Annotated in this window: 14 protein-coding genes; 9 read left to right on the forward strand and 5 right to left on the reverse strand. The window is 56.2% G+C overall.

Annotation, left to right across the window (positions count from 1 at the left end; translation table 11 throughout):
- The first annotated feature begins 42 nt into the window (after positions 1 to 42).
- The 5 genes from HMPREF1207_RS15340 to HMPREF1207_RS15360 all read left to right on the forward strand — a co-directional run bounded on the left by HMPREF1207_RS15340 (position 43) and on the right by HMPREF1207_RS15360 (position 4,967).
- The gene (locus HMPREF1207_RS15340) at positions 43 to 999 is read left to right on the forward strand and encodes an ABC transporter permease (protein WP_009675750.1); all 957 of its coding nucleotides are present in this window, start codon (positions 43 to 45) and stop codon (positions 997 to 999) included.
- Between the two features lie 12 nt (positions 1,000 to 1,011).
- Positions 1,012 to 1,941, forward strand: coding sequence for an oligopeptide ABC transporter permease (gene opp4C, locus HMPREF1207_RS15345; RefSeq protein WP_009675689.1), 930 nt, complete (start codon positions 1,012 to 1,014; stop codon positions 1,939 to 1,941).
- 5 nt (positions 1,942 to 1,946) lie between these two features.
- Positions 1,947 to 2,927, forward strand: coding sequence for an ABC transporter ATP-binding protein (locus HMPREF1207_RS15350; RefSeq protein ID WP_009675756.1), 981 nt, complete (start codon positions 1,947 to 1,949; stop codon positions 2,925 to 2,927).
- Positions 2,924 to 3,889, forward strand: coding sequence for an ABC transporter ATP-binding protein (locus HMPREF1207_RS15355; protein WP_009675723.1), 966 nt, complete (start codon positions 2,924 to 2,926; stop codon positions 3,887 to 3,889). The genes HMPREF1207_RS15350 and HMPREF1207_RS15355 overlap by 4 nt, the downstream gene beginning before the upstream one ends.
- A gap of 166 nt (positions 3,890 to 4,055) precedes the next feature.
- Positions 4,056 to 4,967 carry a winged helix-turn-helix domain-containing protein gene (locus HMPREF1207_RS15360; protein ID WP_009675700.1) on the forward strand — a complete coding sequence of 304 codons (912 nt, stop codon included), beginning with the start codon at positions 4,056 to 4,058 and terminating at the stop codon, positions 4,965 to 4,967.
- 269 nt (positions 4,968 to 5,236) lie between these two features.
- Here HMPREF1207_RS15360 and HMPREF1207_RS15365 read toward each other — a convergent pair whose 3' ends face one another.
- The 5 genes from HMPREF1207_RS15365 to HMPREF1207_RS15385 all read right to left on the reverse strand — a co-directional run bounded on the left by HMPREF1207_RS15365 (position 5,237) and on the right by HMPREF1207_RS15385 (position 11,081).
- Positions 5,237 to 6,223, reverse strand: a complete 987-nt coding sequence (locus HMPREF1207_RS15365; protein WP_009675702.1) for an ABC transporter substrate-binding protein — start codon at positions 6,221 to 6,223, stop codon at positions 5,237 to 5,239.
- Between the two features lie 119 nt (positions 6,224 to 6,342).
- Positions 6,343 to 7,302: a helix-turn-helix transcriptional regulator gene (locus HMPREF1207_RS15370; protein ID WP_009675714.1), complete on the reverse strand. Its 960-nt coding sequence runs from the start codon at positions 7,300 to 7,302 to the stop codon at positions 6,343 to 6,345.
- Between the two features lie 226 nt (positions 7,303 to 7,528).
- Positions 7,529 to 8,602, reverse strand: coding sequence for a HAMP domain-containing sensor histidine kinase (locus HMPREF1207_RS15375; protein WP_009675751.1), 1,074 nt, complete (start codon positions 8,600 to 8,602; stop codon positions 7,529 to 7,531).
- The gene (locus tag HMPREF1207_RS15380; RefSeq protein WP_009675708.1) at positions 8,599 to 9,276 is read right to left on the reverse strand and encodes a response regulator transcription factor; all 678 of its coding nucleotides are present in this window, start codon (positions 9,274 to 9,276) and stop codon (positions 8,599 to 8,601) included. Before HMPREF1207_RS15380 ends, HMPREF1207_RS15375 begins: the two co-directional genes overlap by 4 nt.
- Positions 9,277 to 9,326: 50 nt before the next feature.
- Positions 9,327 to 11,081: an ABC transporter ATP-binding protein gene (locus HMPREF1207_RS15385; RefSeq protein WP_009675730.1), complete on the reverse strand. Its 1,755-nt coding sequence runs from the start codon at positions 11,079 to 11,081 to the stop codon at positions 9,327 to 9,329.
- Between the two features lie 282 nt (positions 11,082 to 11,363).
- Between HMPREF1207_RS15385 and HMPREF1207_RS15390 the strand changes: the two genes are divergently transcribed.
- The 4 genes from HMPREF1207_RS15390 to HMPREF1207_RS15410 all read left to right on the forward strand — a co-directional run bounded on the left by HMPREF1207_RS15390 (position 11,364) and on the right by HMPREF1207_RS15410 (position 16,263).
- Complete coding sequence (locus HMPREF1207_RS15390) at positions 11,364 to 12,380, forward strand: alkaline phosphatase family protein (protein WP_009675660.1); 1,017 nt, start codon at positions 11,364 to 11,366, stop codon at positions 12,378 to 12,380.
- A 365-nt stretch (positions 12,381 to 12,745) separates the two neighbouring features.
- A complete protein-coding gene (locus HMPREF1207_RS15400) occupies positions 12,746 to 14,338 on the forward strand; it encodes an extracellular solute-binding protein (protein ID WP_009675682.1) in 1,593 nt (530 codons plus the stop codon).
- Positions 14,339 to 14,425: 87 nt separating this feature from the next.
- Entirely contained in the window at positions 14,426 to 15,391 is a 966-nt protein-coding gene (locus HMPREF1207_RS15405; RefSeq protein ID WP_009675744.1) for an ABC transporter permease, read from the forward strand.
- Positions 15,385 to 16,263: a carbohydrate ABC transporter permease gene (locus HMPREF1207_RS15410; RefSeq protein ID WP_009675769.1), complete on the forward strand. Its 879-nt coding sequence runs from the start codon at positions 15,385 to 15,387 to the stop codon at positions 16,261 to 16,263. Before HMPREF1207_RS15405 ends, HMPREF1207_RS15410 begins: the two co-directional genes overlap by 7 nt.
- Positions 16,264 to 16,285: the final 22 nt, after the last annotated feature.

A 16,285-nucleotide genomic window follows, 5' to 3' on the forward strand; every position in this document is an offset into this window, starting at 1 on the left:
TGCCCAGCTTACAGGCTGGGCATCTTTCTTGGGAGGTACACAATGAAGTCTTACGTAATCAAACGATTGATTTATATGCTGATCACCCTGATCGGGGCATCCATGCTCATTTTTATGCTGTATGCGCTGACGCCCGGCGACTTCGTCGATTCCAATCCGAAGCTGTCCATGGAGCGCAAAATCGAGCTGAAAGAGCTGTACGGGCTGGATAAGCCGGTCGTCGAGCGTTATTTTATTTGGCTGGGCAATCTGCTCAAGGGCGATCTGGGCTTCTCGCTGCAGTACCAGCAGTCGGTGACCTCGCTGGTCGTCAACTTTATCGGCAACTCCTTTCTGATCGCGTTCACCTCGATGATTTTCACGTGGCTGATCGCGATAGCGATCGGGGTTTTCTCGGCTACGAAGCAGTATTCCTGGTTTGACGCCCTGATTACGTTTCTGGTCTTCGCCGCCATGTCGCTTCCGGCCTTCTTCGTGGGGCTGCTCATTATTAAGCTGCTCGCGGTCGACCTCGGCTGGTTTCCGCCGGGAGGCAAAACCACGACCGGCAGCACGTCGACCGGTCTGGCTTACGCATGGGAGGTCGTTCGACACATGGCTCTGCCGGTTGCCGTATTGACGATGCTGAGCGTCGGATCGCTGACCCGGTATTTCCGGACGAATCTGCTGGAGGTCATCAAGCAGGATTTTATCCGGACCGCAAGAGCCAAGGGGCTCAAGGAGAAGACGGTCGTATACAAGCACGCGCTGCGCAATGCGCTGCTGCCCGCCATCACTCTGCTCGGCTTCGAGATCCCTTCCTTGTTCGGAGGAGCGATCATCACGGAGAAAATCTTTAACTGGCCGGGGATCGGGCAGGTGTACATGCAGGCTTTTTCCGTACGGGATTATCCGGTCCTGATGGGGTTCACGATCTTTATCGCGACCTTGACCGTGATCAGCAACCTGATCGCCGATCTGCTCTACCGCGTGGCGGACCCGCGCGTAAGATTGAAATAGGAGGGCTCTTGCATGCCAGTCAGCGCTCAACATACGATAAACCCGGCGGCAGGACAGCCGTCGGCTCCTAAGTCTTCTTTGTGGAAACAGTCGTTTCTGAGGCTCAGGAAGAACAAGATGGCCATGCTCGGTCTGGGCGTTCTTATTTTTATATTTCTGCTCTGCTTCATCGGCCCGTTTTTCTCGCCGTACAGCTCCGGCAAAGTGGATGCCGCTCTGATTAAGGCGCCGCCAAGCCTGAAGCATTGGCTCGGTACGGACCAGCTGGGCCGCGACATTCTGACCCGGCTTATGCAGGCGGGCCGGATTTCGCTTACGGTCGGCCTCGCGTCCATGGTGCTGTCCGTCCTGATCGGATCGGTGCTCGGCATCCTCGCGGGCTTTTACCGGGGAGTCGTCGATCAAGTCATTATGCGCGTCGCCGACGTGCTGATGACGATTCCCGAACTGCCGATGCTGTTCATTATGGGCGCCGTCTTGTCCGAATGGAAAGTGCCGTCCGATTACCGGCTGTACATCGTCATGATCATGCTCAGCCTGGTGGGTTGGCCGGGACTCGCCCGGATGGTGCGCAGCCAGATTCTGGGTCTGCGCGAACGCGAATTCATCCAGGCCGCCGATGCCCTCGGCCTGAGGGACCGGCGCAAACTGTTCCACCATTTGCTGCCGAATACGGTTCCGCTGCTGATTGTCGTCGCGACGCTTCGGGTAGGCGGGGCCATCATCGGCGAGTCGACGCTGAGCTACTTCGGGCTCGGCGTCGTGCCTCCGACGGCCTCCTGGGGGAACATGATCGACGCGGCCAATTCGCTGATCGATTTCCAGAAGCGGCCGTGGTTGTGGGCGCCTCCGGGTTTCGCCATCTTTATCACGGTTATTGCCGTGAATTTGCTGGGTGACGGACTGAGAGACGCCATGGATCCGAAAATGAAAAGCAGGTGAGCGCAATGAACAAGCCATTGCTTGAAATTAAACAGATGAGTACGCATTTCTATACCGATGAAGGAACGGTGAAAGCCGTAGACAACGTCAGTCTGAGCCTGAAAGAAGGAGAGACGCTGTGCATCGTGGGAGAATCCGGCTGCGGCAAAAGCGTCACCGCCATGTCGCTGATGAGGCTCGTTCAGGAGCCGGGCGGGAAGACGGTCGCGGGAGAGGTCTGGTTCGACGACAAGGACCTGCTGAAGGCGGGGCCCAAAGACATCCGCCATCTGCGCGGCAATGAGATCGCGATGATCTTCCAGGAGCCGATGACGTCGCTCAACCCGGTGCTCACAGTAGGCGAGCAGATGATCGAGCCTATTATCGAGCACCAGCTCGTCTCCCGGAAGCAGGCGAAGAAGCAGGCGCTGGAGCTGATCACGATGGTCGGCATCGCACGCGCCGAGTCCATTTACGACAGCTACCCGCACGAGCTGAGCGGCGGTATGCTGCAGCGCATCATGATCGCCATCGCGCTCTCCTGCAATCCGCGGCTGCTCGTCGCCGACGAACCGACAACGGCGCTCGATGTGACGATCCAGGCGCAGATTCTCGATCTGCTGCGCAAGATCAAGGAAGAGCGCCGCACCTCGATCCTGCTGATCACGCACGATCTGGGGGTCGTGGCGGAGATGGCCGACCATGTCGTCGTCATGTACGCCGGTCAGGTCATCGAGGAGTCGCCGGTGCTGGATCTGTTCCGCAATCCGAAGCACCCGTATACGCAGGGGCTTCTGCGGGCCAAGCCCGTCGTCAACCAGCGCAAGGAACGGCTGTACACGATTCCGGGGCAGGTGCCGAAGCTGGTGGATCTGCAGGAATCGTGCTATTTCAGCGACCGCTGCGAGCACTGCATGGAGATATGCCGCACGAAACAGCCTCCGATGCTCGAGACGGGCACGGGCCACAGAACGGCCTGTTGGTTGTACGAGGAGGGAGTCCGGTGAGCACGAAACTGCTTGAAGTGAAAGGCTTAAAAAAATATTTCCCGGTTTCCGGCGGCTTCCTGAACCGGACGGTAAATCACGTCAAGGCGGTCGACGATATCAGCTTCACGATCAACAAGGGCGACGCCTTCGGCCTGGTCGGAGAATCCGGAAGCGGCAAAAGCACCACCGGCAGGGCTATCCTCCGTCTGACGGACAAAACCGCCGGTGAAGTGATCTACAAGGACCGCGATATCTTCTCGCTGTCCAAGCCGGAGCTGCGCACGCTCCGCACCGACATGCAGATCATTTTCCAGGACCCGTACAGCTCCCTGAATCCACGCATCCGGGTAGGGGACGCCATCGGGGAAGCCGTGCTTGACCACGGGCTCGCCTCCAAGGCGGAGATCCGGGAACGGGTGCTGGAGATCATGTCGGTATGCGGACTGGCTCCGCATCATATCGACCGGTTTCCGCACGAGTTCTCGGGCGGGCAGAGACAGCGGATCGGCATTGCGAGGGCGCTTATTCTAAACCCGGATTTCATCGTCGCCGATGAGCCGGTATCCGCCCTGGACGTGTCCATTCAGGCCCAGATTATTAATCTGTTCAGCGATTTGCGGGATCAGAAGGATCTGACTTATCTCTTTATTTCCCACGACCTTAGTGTCGTGGAGCATTTGTGCAACCGGATCGGCGTCATGTACCTCGGCTCCCTGATGGAGCTGGCTCCGCGCGACGAGCTATTTGCGAATCCGCTTCACCCGTATACGCGGGCGCTGCTTTCGGCCATTCCCATTCCCGATCCGGAGATCCGCCGGGAGAGAATCGTGCTGACCGGAGATATTCCAAGCCCGGTAGATCCGCCCTCCGGCTGCAAATTCCATACCCGGTGTCCGTTCGCGAAGGCGGTATGCAAGGAGGCCGTTCCGGAATACCGCAACGTGGGGGGCGAGCATTATGTCGCTTGCCATTTGGTTTGACGCCATGTACACTTCTTCTAGCAGTCCGTATACTTGAGTGGAATTCGAGTGGATTATCCGCCGGGTATCTCGTGCAAGCTGTCTGATCGCCCTCCTCTGAACGGGCGCATACAGTACAGGCGACCAGACAGCTACAGCCTGGGTTCGAAGGGAAGCGTGAACGGCATTGGCATATGAAGTTGAATTTTCGTTTCAGCCTGCGAACGAACTGATCGTCAGCCTGCATACGTATTTGTGCAAGATTTGGTATAAAAGAATCGATCTCGGCCCGGACTGGGCCCCCGAAATCCGTACGGGACTCACGGACGATTTCCGGCAGGAGCTCGATTCGACGGATTTATCGCCGGAGTGGCGGCTGATCTTTCTTTTCGCCTATTTGTCTCCCGAAAAGAAAAGCGTGCCCGACTTCCTGCGGTGGCTTGAAAGCTTGTCCCTCGGGGATCTGTACGTTCTCCTGTCGCCGTACATCCAGAATTTTCCCGCCGACATGCAGGCGGTGCGGGACAAGTTTGTCCACCTCCTGTCGGAGTGGAACAGCCAGTACTTCGCCAAGATTGAGCCCGGCATCGTAACCGCTCTCGAAGAGGACGCGGAGAAGAACCGCGCCCTCATCGGACGGATGCCTGCCGTCGAACTGGCGGAGCAGACGACAAGCGGCATGTATTTCGAGCCGGGAGGCAGTCTGGAGAAGGTCGTGTTGACCCCGCAGTTTCACTTTGTGCCGGGGAATGTGTTTTACAGCTTCGGGCCCGTTACGCTCTGCCAGTACCCGGCCAGTTTGCCCGGGCACGACCACGAGGAAGGGCCGTCGCCGAAATTGTACCGGATGCTCCGCAGCCTGAGCGAGAAAAGCCGTCTGCGGATTCTCCGCTTTTTGCGCAGCGAACCCCATAGCTTTATCGAGGTGGTGCGTTACTTGGGTATATCCAAAGGGATCACCCATGAGCATCTGTTCAGCCTGCGGTGCGCGGGTCTGCTCAAAGCCCATGTGACGGGGGAAACCGTCACGGGTTACAGCCTGCGGACATCGGCCGTGGGCGAGCTGCAGGAGCTGCTGCTGGAGTACCTTGAAGACTAGCCGAAGCTGCGGGAGACCGCTTGCCGGTTACCGGGCGTGCTGAAAGGCGGGGGAGCACACGGCAAAACCCGCTAGAGGCGAGACATAGAGCACGGAAAGAAGCCGAGCCAGAGGCCCGAAGCCCGAAGCCCAAAGCCCGAAGCCCAAAGCCCAAAGCCCAAAGCTCAAAGCCCAAAGCCCAAAGCCCAAAGCCAGGAAGTAAGCAAAAAGCCGGATTTTCTCTTTTACGGAGATCCGGCTTTTTTGCGTTTTCGGCGTCAGCAGTGTACTTAACGCTTATTTTTTTCCAGAATATCTTCGGCGATTTGCCCGATTAGATTTTCTTTGCCGAGTGCGAAGAACGCCTCGTTGTAACTTTGCCGGCTCGTCACCCGGTAGACATGGCCCGCTTTTACGGCGCGCAGCCCGCTCCACAGCCGGCTCTGCTCCAGCGCGTTCTGCTCGTTGTCCGCCAAGAGGACGATATGATCCGCATCGATGGCGGGCAGTGCTTCCAGGCTCAGCACCTTCCCGCCCCAAGGATCGGGATCGGGCGTCCCCGGAGGCTTGGGCAGCCCGAGATCGCGGTACAGCATATCGGCGATGCCTGTCTCGGCATAGACGCGGATTTCTTTCTGTGTCGCTTCGATCACGGCAAAAGTTTCACGCCCCGTAAGCTTCGTGATCCGCTCTTGTATTTTTCGGCTTTCCGCTTCATACCGGCTGCTCCAATCCTCCATTTCCTTGTTCTTGTCCAAGGTTTCCGCCAAGAAGGACAAGCGTTCCCGGAATGCGTTAAACCCGTATGGGACCCGAACGGTAGGGGCTATTGTCCGGAGCTGGTCGTAAATCTTCGACTGTGCCGGTCCGGCCAGGATCAAGTCCGGGTTAGCTGCCGCAATGGCTTCCAGGCTGACTTCGCTCTGGAACCAGCCTGCCTTCACGATGCCGTCTCCCAGCTTCTTCTGCAAGATCGGCGTCAGTTGAGTCGGCGCGCTCATCTCCGTGTTGCCCGTGACGACGGGGGTGAAACCGAGGACAAGCAGCTCCTCTGTGGAACCGGAAACATCCGCTATGCGCAGAGGTTTAGCCGGGATAGCGACTTCGCCGCCGGCGTCCCGTACTGTCCGGACGGCGGCTTGGCCGGAGGCGCCGTCCGCCCCTTCCGCAGCCGATTGACCGCTCCCTGACTGCTGTCCGGCGGTTCCGCAAGCTGCTGAGAACAACAGCAGGAGCAGGGCGCCGCCTAATCGAAAATCTTTTCCGGTAAACCGCATGAGGTAAATTCCTCTCTTTCATCAAATGATAATCATTCTCACTTAAACTCAGAATGATCATACAACGGGTGAGGAGGAGCGGCTACCCTGCGACGGATGAAACGGCCCTTCCGCGGATTTTATCGCGGTTCTTTTCTATAAACGGACGGATTCACACCGAATTTGCGCCGGAAAGCCTCGGCAAAATGGCTGAAATTCATATAACCGACCCGGGCCGCCGCTTCACTGACGGACATATCGCCCGTGCGGAGAAGTTCGCCGGCCTTATGAAGCCGCTGTTCGCGCAGATAGGCGAATACGCTGGTTCCGTATAGCTCTTTAAAGCCCAGCTTCAGCTTGTAGTCGTTAATCCCGACGATCCGGGAGAGCTCAAGCAAGGAGGGCGGGGCATCCATCCGTTTGACGATTTCTTCCCTCGCTTCACGGATTTTCTGCCGGTCGGTACGGCTTAGCGTGCCGGATACGGGGGCTTGCGAATCGCTTTCATACAAAAACCGGTTTGTATAAACGGCAAAAAGCTCCAACGCTTTGGCTTCCAGATACATGTCCTTCATCGCTCCGGTATACGGACAGTCCTCCAATTCCTGGAGCAGCCTCCTCGTAGCGGGCAGAATGGGGCAGCGGAACTGCCGGAAAGAATCGGTGCCCAGCAGGCGGTCAAACGCACTGGCGGAAGCCGCGGCAACGGGTCCGTGGTACGCATTAAACAGCCACACGGGCATCCCGAACGCCAGAGTCCGCACCCGCGCCCCCTGCTCATATCGGAAGGATGCGCTGAAATCGCGCATAAGCTGCAGGGAACACGAGCCTTCCTGCAAGTCGTGGGCGCTGCCCGAAACCTCTACCTGTCCGCAGCCTTCGAAACAGAAGCTGAGTTCGACCATGGCGGCTTCAGAGGCGCAGCGGATTTCGCGTTCGCGGCGGATGGTCCAGTCGGTCCGGACGATTTCCAGCCGGGACAACGTGTGCCCGGACTTGCCGTCAGTCCGTTCAGTCCCGTTAGTTCCGTGATGACGGATCATAGCTTCAAAGTAGGTGTCAAAAATTGAAAAAGACTCCGGCCTCATCACCTTGTTCATATCCGATACGCCTCCACTTGTTGAGAATGATTATCAACATTGTAGTGGAATCGGAAGAATTGAACAACGGTTTTCTTGGCGGGAGTCTTTCTGCAACACGGAAAAAACGGCACACACGGCTCCGGGCATGGGGTCTGTCACGGTACAGGTATGCTTTTAAAAAGAGGAGTTTATGTTTCATCGGGTCGCTGTGCTTCCAAGGGCGGACAAGCGGAAAACGGAATTTTCACGCGTCCGGCTCCTGAGTCTCCAATGGCAGCTCCACTAAGAAAACGGTGCCTTCGCCAGGCCGGCTTTCTACCGAAATCTCACCGCCGTGCATCTCAATGATCTTCTGCACGATCGACAGGCCCAGTCCGCTTCCTCCGCCGGAGGCGGTCCTGGATTTGTCCGCTTTGTAAAAGCGCTCGAACACATGCTGCCGGTCTTCCTCCGTCAGCCCGATCCCGGTGTCGGCAACGGTCACGCGGGCACGGCCTTCCCGGGCGGAAAGCCCGATACGGATCGTGCCGCCCTCCGGCGTAAATTTGATGGCGTTGGACAGGAGGTTGATCCACACCTGGCTCATCAGATCCCGGTCGGCCCGGCACACTACCGGCTCCAGCTCGACCTCCATGTCGAGCTTCTTTTCCAGCCATTTCGGTTCATTGGCCAGCACGACGCTGCGAAGCTGCTTATCCAGCCTGTACGTAACCTGTTCGAACGGGTGATGCTTCGATTCCAGCGAAGTCAGCTTGAGCAGATTGTCGCTGATTTTGGATAAGCGCTCGCTCTCCGCCTCGATGATGGTAATATAGCGCAGCCGCGCTTCGGGCGACAGATCTTCCCGTTTGATCGCCTTGGCGAAGCCCTGGATGGAAGTCAGAGGAGACTGAATTTCGTGAGAGACGTTCGAAATAAATTCCTGGCGCATTTTTTCCAGCGCTCCGAGCTCTACGGCCATCTGATTCACGTTGGATACGATCGTGCCGAGCCGATCCTTCTCGTCCATCGGCAAATCGATGCTGACGGTGAAATCGCCCTTGGCGATGCGCCGCATGGCGTCCTGGATCATATCCCAGACGAGCATGTGCCTTTTGCTCATTAAGGAAGAAATCGCTCCGACACAGCCGATGAAGAGAATGAAGACGACGGCGGTGAAAACCGCCTGCTTCCAGTACGGGCCCGGCTCCGCACCGAGGAGGGAATACAGGAAAGGCAAGCCGGTGTACGCCACGTAGGTGCACAGCAGCATAATGGCTGCGGCGGCAAGCAGAACGAGGACAGTCCCACGGACCCGGGCCGCGAAGCTTCTCCTCATTCCGCCGTTTCCAGGCGGTAGCCCAGCCCCCGTATCGTGCGGATTCTAAAGCCGCAGTCCTCCTCGGGAAACCGCTCCCGGAGCCGGCGGATATGCACATCTACGGTTCGCTCGTCGCCCGCGTAATCGTAGCCCCAAATCTCCTCGATAAGCTGGTCGCGCGAGAAGGTTTTGCCCGGATAGCTTCCCAGTTTGAACAGCAGCTCGAATTCTTTCAAGGGCAGCGTCAGGCTCTCGTTATTCCATAGAAGCTCGTAGGTGCTGCGCCTCATGGTCACCGAGCCGACTTCCACCGCCTGCGAAACCGAAATCCGGTACCGTTTCAGCAGCGATTTTACCCGGACCACCAGCTCGGCCGGCTCGAACGGCTTGACGAGATAGTCGTCGGTCCCCAGATTGAAGCCTTTGACCTTCTGGCTCGTTTCGCCCTTGGCGGTCAGCATAAGCAGGGGAAGATCGCCGTGATGGGAACGGATTTCGCGGCACAGCTGCCATCCGTCCATCTTCGGCATCATAATATCGAGAATGACCATGTCGATCTTGTGATTCTCCAGCTTGGAGAGGGCGTCGATCCCGTCGACAGCCTCGAACACCTGCAGTCCCTCCGCCTGCAAAAAGATCAGCACAAGCTCCCGGATATGCGCATCGTCGTCGACCACCAGAATGTTCGCCATCGGCTGTGCCTCCTTTAGAATAGTCTGTCATCGTCTTAGCTTTGCGAAATTTACGCTTCTTGAAGCCTCAGCTGCTGCGAAGCGAACTCCTTGTACATCGAGTGGGTCTGGAACAACTGCTCATGCGTGCCGCTTCCGGTAATATGTCCTTTTTCGATAAAAAGGATATTGTCTGCGTCCACGACAGTGGAGAGTCGGTGGGCGATGACGAGTGTCGTCCGGCCCTTCATCAGATTGTCCAGCGCTTTCTGGACATAAATCTCGGACTGGCTGTCCAGGCTGGATGTCGCTTCGTCCAGCATCAGAATCTGCGGGTCCCGGAGCAGGGCGCGGGCGATGGCGATCCGCTGGCGCTGGCCGCCGGACAGCTTGATGCCCCGTTCGCCGACTTCGGTGTCGAATTTCTGCGGCAGTTCGGCGATGAATTCGCCCGCGTACGCCATCTCCACGACCTTGTTCAGCTCGGCGTCGGTCACTTCCCGCTCGACCCCGTAGCAGATATTATCGCGGATCGTTCCCGAGATCAGGGCGCTTTCTTGGGCGACGTAGCCGATATGGCTTCTCCAGGAGTTCAGCGAGAACTGCTCGATCGGCGTGTCTCCCAGCGTAATGGCGCCGCCCGTCGGTTTATAGTAGCGCTCCAGCAGCGAGAACGTCGTCGTTTTGCCGCCGCCGCTCGGACCGACGATGGCCGTTACTTTGCCCGGCTCGATCGTAAAGTTCAGCCCGGTTAAAATGCGCTCGTCTCCATAAGCGAAATCGACGTCCTTGACATGAATCGGCCGGGAGACGTCCTTCAAAACCGCTCCGTCGTAAAGTTTCTCTTCGTCCTGCTCCAGGACGGACATCATTCTCTCCGTAGCGCCCATCGCTTTCTGAAGATGGGTAAAGAACATGGTCAGCTGGGTGACCGGAATAATGATCTGGATCAGATACAGAATGAAGGCGACCATATCACCCGCTGTCAGCGCTCCGGACGATACGCGGACGCCGCCGTATCCGATAATGGCGACAAGCACGGCCATCAGGACGAATGAAATGAGCGGACTGATCAGCGCATGGATTTTCGCTTCGCGCAGGCCGAACTGGAACAGATTCGTGATGCCCGTTTTTCCCCGCTCGTATTCGATTTCCTCGGCATTGGACGCTTTGACCAGACGCGTTTCGGGCAGAACCTGGTTGAGCACCGCCGTAAACTTGGCGGTTTCTTCCTGCATACCGCGGGAAATGGTGAACATTTTTTTGCCGAGCAGCATGAGCACGACCATGGCCAGCGGCACCGCCAGCAGCATGACCAGCGTCATTTTCCAATCGAGGAAAAGCAGGATGATAATCGAGCCGATAATGGATAAAATGCCGGTGATACAGTTGGCGAGATGCTCCGTGATGACTTCTTTGACGACAGCGGTATCGTTCGTTACCCGGCTTAACATTTCGCCGGATTCATTCGTGTCGTAAAACGAGATCGGCAGGTGGAGCAGCTTCTTCCACAAACGGTCGCGCAAATTCGCCACCACATGATGACCGACCCGGTTAAGCAGGTAAATGGACAGGCCGCTGGCCACCGCCTGCAGAACGAATGCCAGCACAAGCAGGCCGATCTGCCACGGATCGAGCGATTGAATCGAGAAGCCGTCCACGAGCTTCTTCGTAAACAGGGGAACGATAAAGCCGACCCCGGTCGTTGCCACGCTCATCACGAGAGCGGCGATCAAAAGCAGCTTCGAAGGATGGGTATCCTGAATCATGCGGAGAAACAGCCGCCAATTCCCCAGTTTTTTCTTGTCTTGTATAGTTTCTTTCATCTCAAATGTTCTCCTCCCGCAAAACTGTGTGGCCACACAATCTTTTTCTGTGGTTTGTATTCCATGCCGTAAATTTATCATGCATTTATGAACTCCATATTAACTGGGAATTCAATAGGAGACTCCTTCTCAACTACATGAAAGATTAAAACCCGGCTAAAACGGGGGTAACAATAAGTCCATATACTGGTAAAAACAAGGAAAAACACGTAATTCCATTAAAAAACCGGAAAATGATATGTTTTTTTTTGTTTAAATGAAAAGGATAAAGGAGTGGAATTTATGTTTAACGTGCTGAACGATTGGAAAAAAACGGCGGGTAGCATCCTGCTTGCGGGCCTGCTCGTTCCGGCATCGCTTGCCGGAGCCGCCGCCCCGCCGGAGACGAGTGTTGCGCCTTCCATCGCCGGGGGCACAGCAGGAGGATCGGAGAGCAGCGTGGTACAGCATGCCGGGGTGAAGCCCGAGGGAGGGCAGGCTGCTCCTGCGGCGGCCAAGAAGAAGAAGGTTCTCGTGATCGGGCTGGACGGCACGCGTCCGAACGCTCTGCAAGCCGCCAACGCGGTCAATCTGGACGCGCTCGCCGCCAACGGCGCTTACAGTTGGACGACGAAAGCCAACTCCAACTACACGTGGAGCGCGACCGGCTGGTCGACGATCCATACCGGCGTCTGGTACCAGAAGCACGGCGTCACCAACAACAACTGGACGGGCAGCAAATTCGGCCCGTATCCGTCTCTGATGAAGCGTGCGGAGCTTTACAATCCGGCTCTGTCGACGGCCTCCATCGTACACTGGGGTCCGATCAACGACAAACTGGTGGAAGGCATCGACTTGGAGAAAACCGTCGCTACCGATGCCGAAGTGGCCTCCAATACGGTCGATCTGCTGAAAACGGGAAATCCGGACTTTATTTTCCTTCAGTTCGACGACATTGATCACGCCGGTCATACGTACGGCTTCAGTCCGAAAGTGTCCCAGTACACAAAAGCGATCGAAGGCGTGGACGCCCAGATCGGCACCATTCTGGACGCGATTAAAGCCCGCAGCACTTACGCCCAGGAAGACTGGCTCATTCTCGTCAGTACCGATCACGGAGGCAAGGGCACTTCGCACGGCGGCGGCAGCAGTGAAGAAACGACCATTTTCCTGATCGCGAGCGGAGCAAGCACCGTTAAAGGACAGCTGACGGGAGCGACCTATCAGGCCGACGTTATGGTCACGGCTCTTAAACATCTCGGCGTGCCGGTCAGCAGCAGCTGGAACTTGGACGGCCGGGCGGTCGGTTTAGTCCAGTAAGAACGGCTCAAGCAGCGAAGTAAAGCGGTCGAGAACCGCATTGAGGAACAAGATGCAGAAGCAAGGTCGGGGAGGAATCCCCGATCTTTTTGATGTCCGCGGACATCTGCGCAAAGAACGGAAATTTTATTATTTTCTACCGCTTTATCATTTTCCACATCGTCTCCATCCCTTGTCTGTCAAGGACTTTGATCATTTTTCGGGGAGGAGGCGAGAAAAATCCGCAGATTTATGAAAACGCTTTATTTACGGAATCTCTCCCGGCTTTCTATACTGGGGATGTGCTGAGGGCGCCAGAAGCCGAACACCGGAAAGCCGGAACGCCTCAAGCGCAAATCCATCATTGAGGTCAAGGAGGCACAAGTATGACCCGTAAGCTTCTATCGACGTTTTTATCCCTGACGCTGTTTGCGACGATCGCATCGGCGTGCGCCGGGGGCAAGCAGGAGGGGGCATCTTCTGCAAGTACGAAACCGAGTAGCGCCGCCGCGGCAGACTACGGGGACACGGGCGGGCTCAAGCTTCCGCTGGTAGACGAACCCGTTACCTTGAACTGGATGCTGGTCAGCGACAATCCGGATCTGAGCAACAAGCTCATCGTGAAGGAAATCGAGAAAAGGACCGGCATCAAGCTGAACATCCAGGCCTATTCCACCGCCAACTACAAAGATAAATTAAAAGTAGTGATGGCCTCGGGCAAGCTGCCGGACGTGTTTCACGGACTTACACCGGCGGAAGCCAACAAATTAGGTTCGCAAGGGGCTCTGACTCCGATCAATTCCCACCTCGACAAGCTGCCTAACTTCAAAAGCCTTTATGTAGATAACAAAGACAGCAGCTGGGTGATGAAGTCCTGGTCCGACGACAAAGACAACCTCTATACGTGGCCGATTTACAACATCAACCGGGATGTCAATCACGGCTTTCTGTACCGCAAAGATATTTTCGACAAGCTGGGCATCCCGGAATGGAACACCACCGAGGAATTTTATCAGGCGCTGAAAAAATTGAAAGAAGCGTACCCGACTTCTTATCCGTACGCGTCCAAAACGAAAGATTATATTTTCCGGGACTGGGCGCCGGGCTGGGGGATCGGCGGAGCGAGTTATCCGGCCGCCTACGACGAGAATGCGAAGACGTGGAAGCTTGCTTTTATCCAGCCGGAATATAAGCAAATGCTGGATTTCATGAAGAAGCTGTACAACGAGGGGCTTCTCGATCCCGAATTCGTCACCGACACCGATGCGTCCTGGACCGCCAAAATGACGACAAACAACAAGTCTTTCGTCACGTTCGACTGGATCGGCCGTCTGGATCTGTTCCATAACCAGGTCAAGTCCCAGAACCCGGACTACAACCTGCGCTACGGGAATCCGGTAGGACCGACAGGCAAAATCAAGCAGCTCTCCAAGATCGACAATTACGGTATCGTCGTATCCAACAACAAGAACAAGGAAGTGGCGCTCAAGCTGCTCGATTACTTGTCCAGCCCGTCCGGAGCGGCATTGGTCACGATGGGCGTCGAAGGAGAGACCTTCAAGATGGAAGGCGGCAAGGCCTTCTATCCCGAGCTGAAAGACGTGCCGAACGTCGACATCGGCGTCCTCAAGGACCGCTACGGGCTGTGGCTGGAAGGGATGTACGTCCGCGCGGACAGCCGCAGCGTGTACTACAACTTTACGGAGAAGGAGCAAGAGGCCCAGGACAAGATGGTCAAAAACAACAAGATCGACGCGCTGGACCCCGTTCTGAAATTTACCGATCCCGAAACGAAGAAAATCGCCGATGTCCTGACCTCTCTGCAGAAATCCGCCAACGAGTTCAGTACCAAGTACATTCTGAACAAGAGCTACGGGGACGCGCAGTGGAATGAATGGCTGCAAACGGCCGAGAAAATGGGCGCGTCCGCCTACATTGAAGCTTACAACAACGCGCAGAAACGGTTTGACAGCAAATAAGCACGCCTTTCATAAAGAAACAGAGCAAAGACGGACGGCATCCGCGTTTCTGGCGGGTGCCCCTCCGCCTTGAAGGAGGTACCCTGCATGCAACCGGCACAGTCCGAGCTGGCCCCGACGGCGGTCAGCCAATCGAAACGTTCCAAAGGAGCCGAAATTTTGCGGCACATCAAGAGGGACCGCCAGCTCCTGCTTTTGTTCATTCCCTGTATCGTCTTCTTCATCCTGTTTCGCTACGGCCCCCTGTACGGGCTGATTATCGCGTTTAAAAATTACAACGTCTATGAAGGCATCCTGGGCAGCGAATGGGTGGGACTGGAGCATTTCAAAGCGTTTTTCTCCAGCCAAGATTTCTGGATGCTGTTCCGCAACACGATCCTGCTCGGTTTGTTTACTCTCTTGTGGGGCTTTCCGTTTCCGATCCTGTTCGCCCTGCTGCTCAACGAAGTGCGCCTGCAATTTTTCAAAAAGACGGTGCAGACTTTAAGCTATCTGCCTGCGTTCCTGTCCGTCGTCATTATCTCCTCCATGATTATCGATTTCCTGTCGCCGACCCGGGGGCTGCTCAATACGATTATCGAGGCGCTCGGCTTTACCAGGACCTATTTCCTGATCGACCCGGAATGGTTCCGTACGATTTACGTGTCCTCGGAAATTTGGGCGACGATCGGATACGACGCCATTATATATCTGGCTGCAATCGCCGGCGTCAGTCCGACCTTGTACGAAGCGGCTCGCGTGGATGGCTGTAAGCGATTCCAAATGATGCGCTATATCACGATTCCGAGTATTTTGCCGACCCTTACGATCATGTTCATCCTGAAAACGGGCGCGATGTTCCGGATCGGCTACGAGAAGGTGCTTCTGCTCTACAACCCGATGACCTACGATGTGGCGGACGTGTTCTCCACGTATGTCTACCGCAAAGGTCTGCTTGAAACGAACTACAGCTATGCCGCTGCCGTAGGATTGTTCGAAGCGCTAGTCGCGCTCGTGATGCTGCTGGTCAGCAATATGATCAGCCGGAGAGCAGGAGGCAGCAGCTTATGGTAACCGCAAAGGGAAGCAAACTCCGCAAATTCGGTCTTTTCGATCTGATGAATGTGATCATTCTCAGCCTGGTCGCGGCCGCAACCGTCTATCCGGTGCTCTACATCATCGCGATTTCGTTCAGCGATTCGGCTTACATCGTGCAGAACAAAGTGTTCCTGTGGCCCCGCGGATTCAACCTGGACGCTTACAAGGAGATTTTGCAAAATCCGCGTATTCCGCGCGCCTACCTCAATACGATTCTGTACACGGGCGTGGGCACTTTCATCAACCTGCTGATGACGGCGGTGGCCGCTTATCCGCTTTCCCGGAAGACGTTCTTCGGGCGGAAATATTTTATGATCGCGATTGTGATCACGATGTTCTTGAACGGCGGCATTATCCCGACCTACATCGTCGTGCAGAAGCTCCACCTGCTGGATTCCATCTGGGCCCTCGTGCTGCCCAACGCGATCTGGACGATCGAACTGCTGATTCTCAAAAGCTTTTACGAGTCGATGTCCTCGTCCTTGCGTGAATCCGCTCTGATCGACGGCGCCTCGGAGTACCGGATTCTGTTCAGCATCATTATCCCGCTGTCCAAGCCGGCACTCGCTTCCATCGGCCTGTTCTACTTCATGGGCCATTGGAACAGCTTTTTCCTGCCGCTTATTTATCTCAACGACGCCAACCTCTATCCGCTGCAGGTGGTGCTCCGGGATATGCTTATCTTCGATCAGGCCAAGGAATCGGGGCTGGTGGACCAAGCCGCGCTGACACCGGAGGCGATGAAAAACGCCACCATCTTCATTTCGATGATTCCGGTGCTGCTGATTTATCCGTTCGCCCAGAAATATTTCGCCAAGGGCATTATGCTTGGCTCCGAAAAAGGCTAGAAGGGATGCCCGGTCGGATGTC

It is taken from the genome of Paenibacillus sp. HGH0039 (genome assembly GCF_000411255.1).
Classification (GTDB): domain Bacteria; phylum Bacillota; class Bacilli; order Paenibacillales; family NBRC-103111; genus Paenibacillus_F.

Excerpts from the sequence above, each read along its gene's own strand:
- HMPREF1207_RS15340 (WP_009675750.1), top strand. The coding sequence starts at position 43 with ATGAAGTCTTACGTAATCAAACGATTGATTTATATGCTGATCACCCTG.
- opp4C (WP_009675689.1), top strand. The coding sequence starts at position 1,012 with ATGCCAGTCAGCGCTCAACATACGATAAACCCGGCGGCAGGACAGCCG.
- HMPREF1207_RS15350 (WP_009675756.1), top strand. The coding sequence starts at position 1,947 with ATGAACAAGCCATTGCTTGAAATTAAACAGATGAGTACGCATTTCTAT.
- HMPREF1207_RS15365 (WP_009675702.1), bottom strand. The coding sequence starts at position 6,223 with ATGCGGTTTACCGGAAAAGATTTTCGATTAGGCGGCGCCCTGCTCCTG.
- HMPREF1207_RS15370 (WP_009675714.1), bottom strand. The coding sequence starts at position 7,302 with ATGAACAAGGTGATGAGGCCGGAGTCTTTTTCAATTTTTGACACCTAC.
- HMPREF1207_RS15375 (WP_009675751.1), bottom strand. The coding sequence starts at position 8,602 with ATGAGGAGAAGCTTCGCGGCCCGGGTCCGTGGGACTGTCCTCGTTCTG.
- HMPREF1207_RS15380 (WP_009675708.1), bottom strand. The coding sequence starts at position 9,276 with ATGGCGAACATTCTGGTGGTCGACGACGATGCGCATATCCGGGAGCTT.
- HMPREF1207_RS15385 (WP_009675730.1), bottom strand. The coding sequence starts at position 11,081 with ATGAAAGAAACTATACAAGACAAGAAAAAACTGGGGAATTGGCGGCTG.
- HMPREF1207_RS15390 (WP_009675660.1), top strand. The coding sequence starts at position 11,364 with ATGTTTAACGTGCTGAACGATTGGAAAAAAACGGCGGGTAGCATCCTG.
- HMPREF1207_RS15400 (WP_009675682.1), top strand. The coding sequence starts at position 12,746 with ATGACCCGTAAGCTTCTATCGACGTTTTTATCCCTGACGCTGTTTGCG.
- HMPREF1207_RS15405 (WP_009675744.1), top strand. The coding sequence starts at position 14,426 with ATGCAACCGGCACAGTCCGAGCTGGCCCCGACGGCGGTCAGCCAATCG.
- HMPREF1207_RS15410 (WP_009675769.1), top strand. The coding sequence starts at position 15,385 with ATGGTAACCGCAAAGGGAAGCAAACTCCGCAAATTCGGTCTTTTCGAT.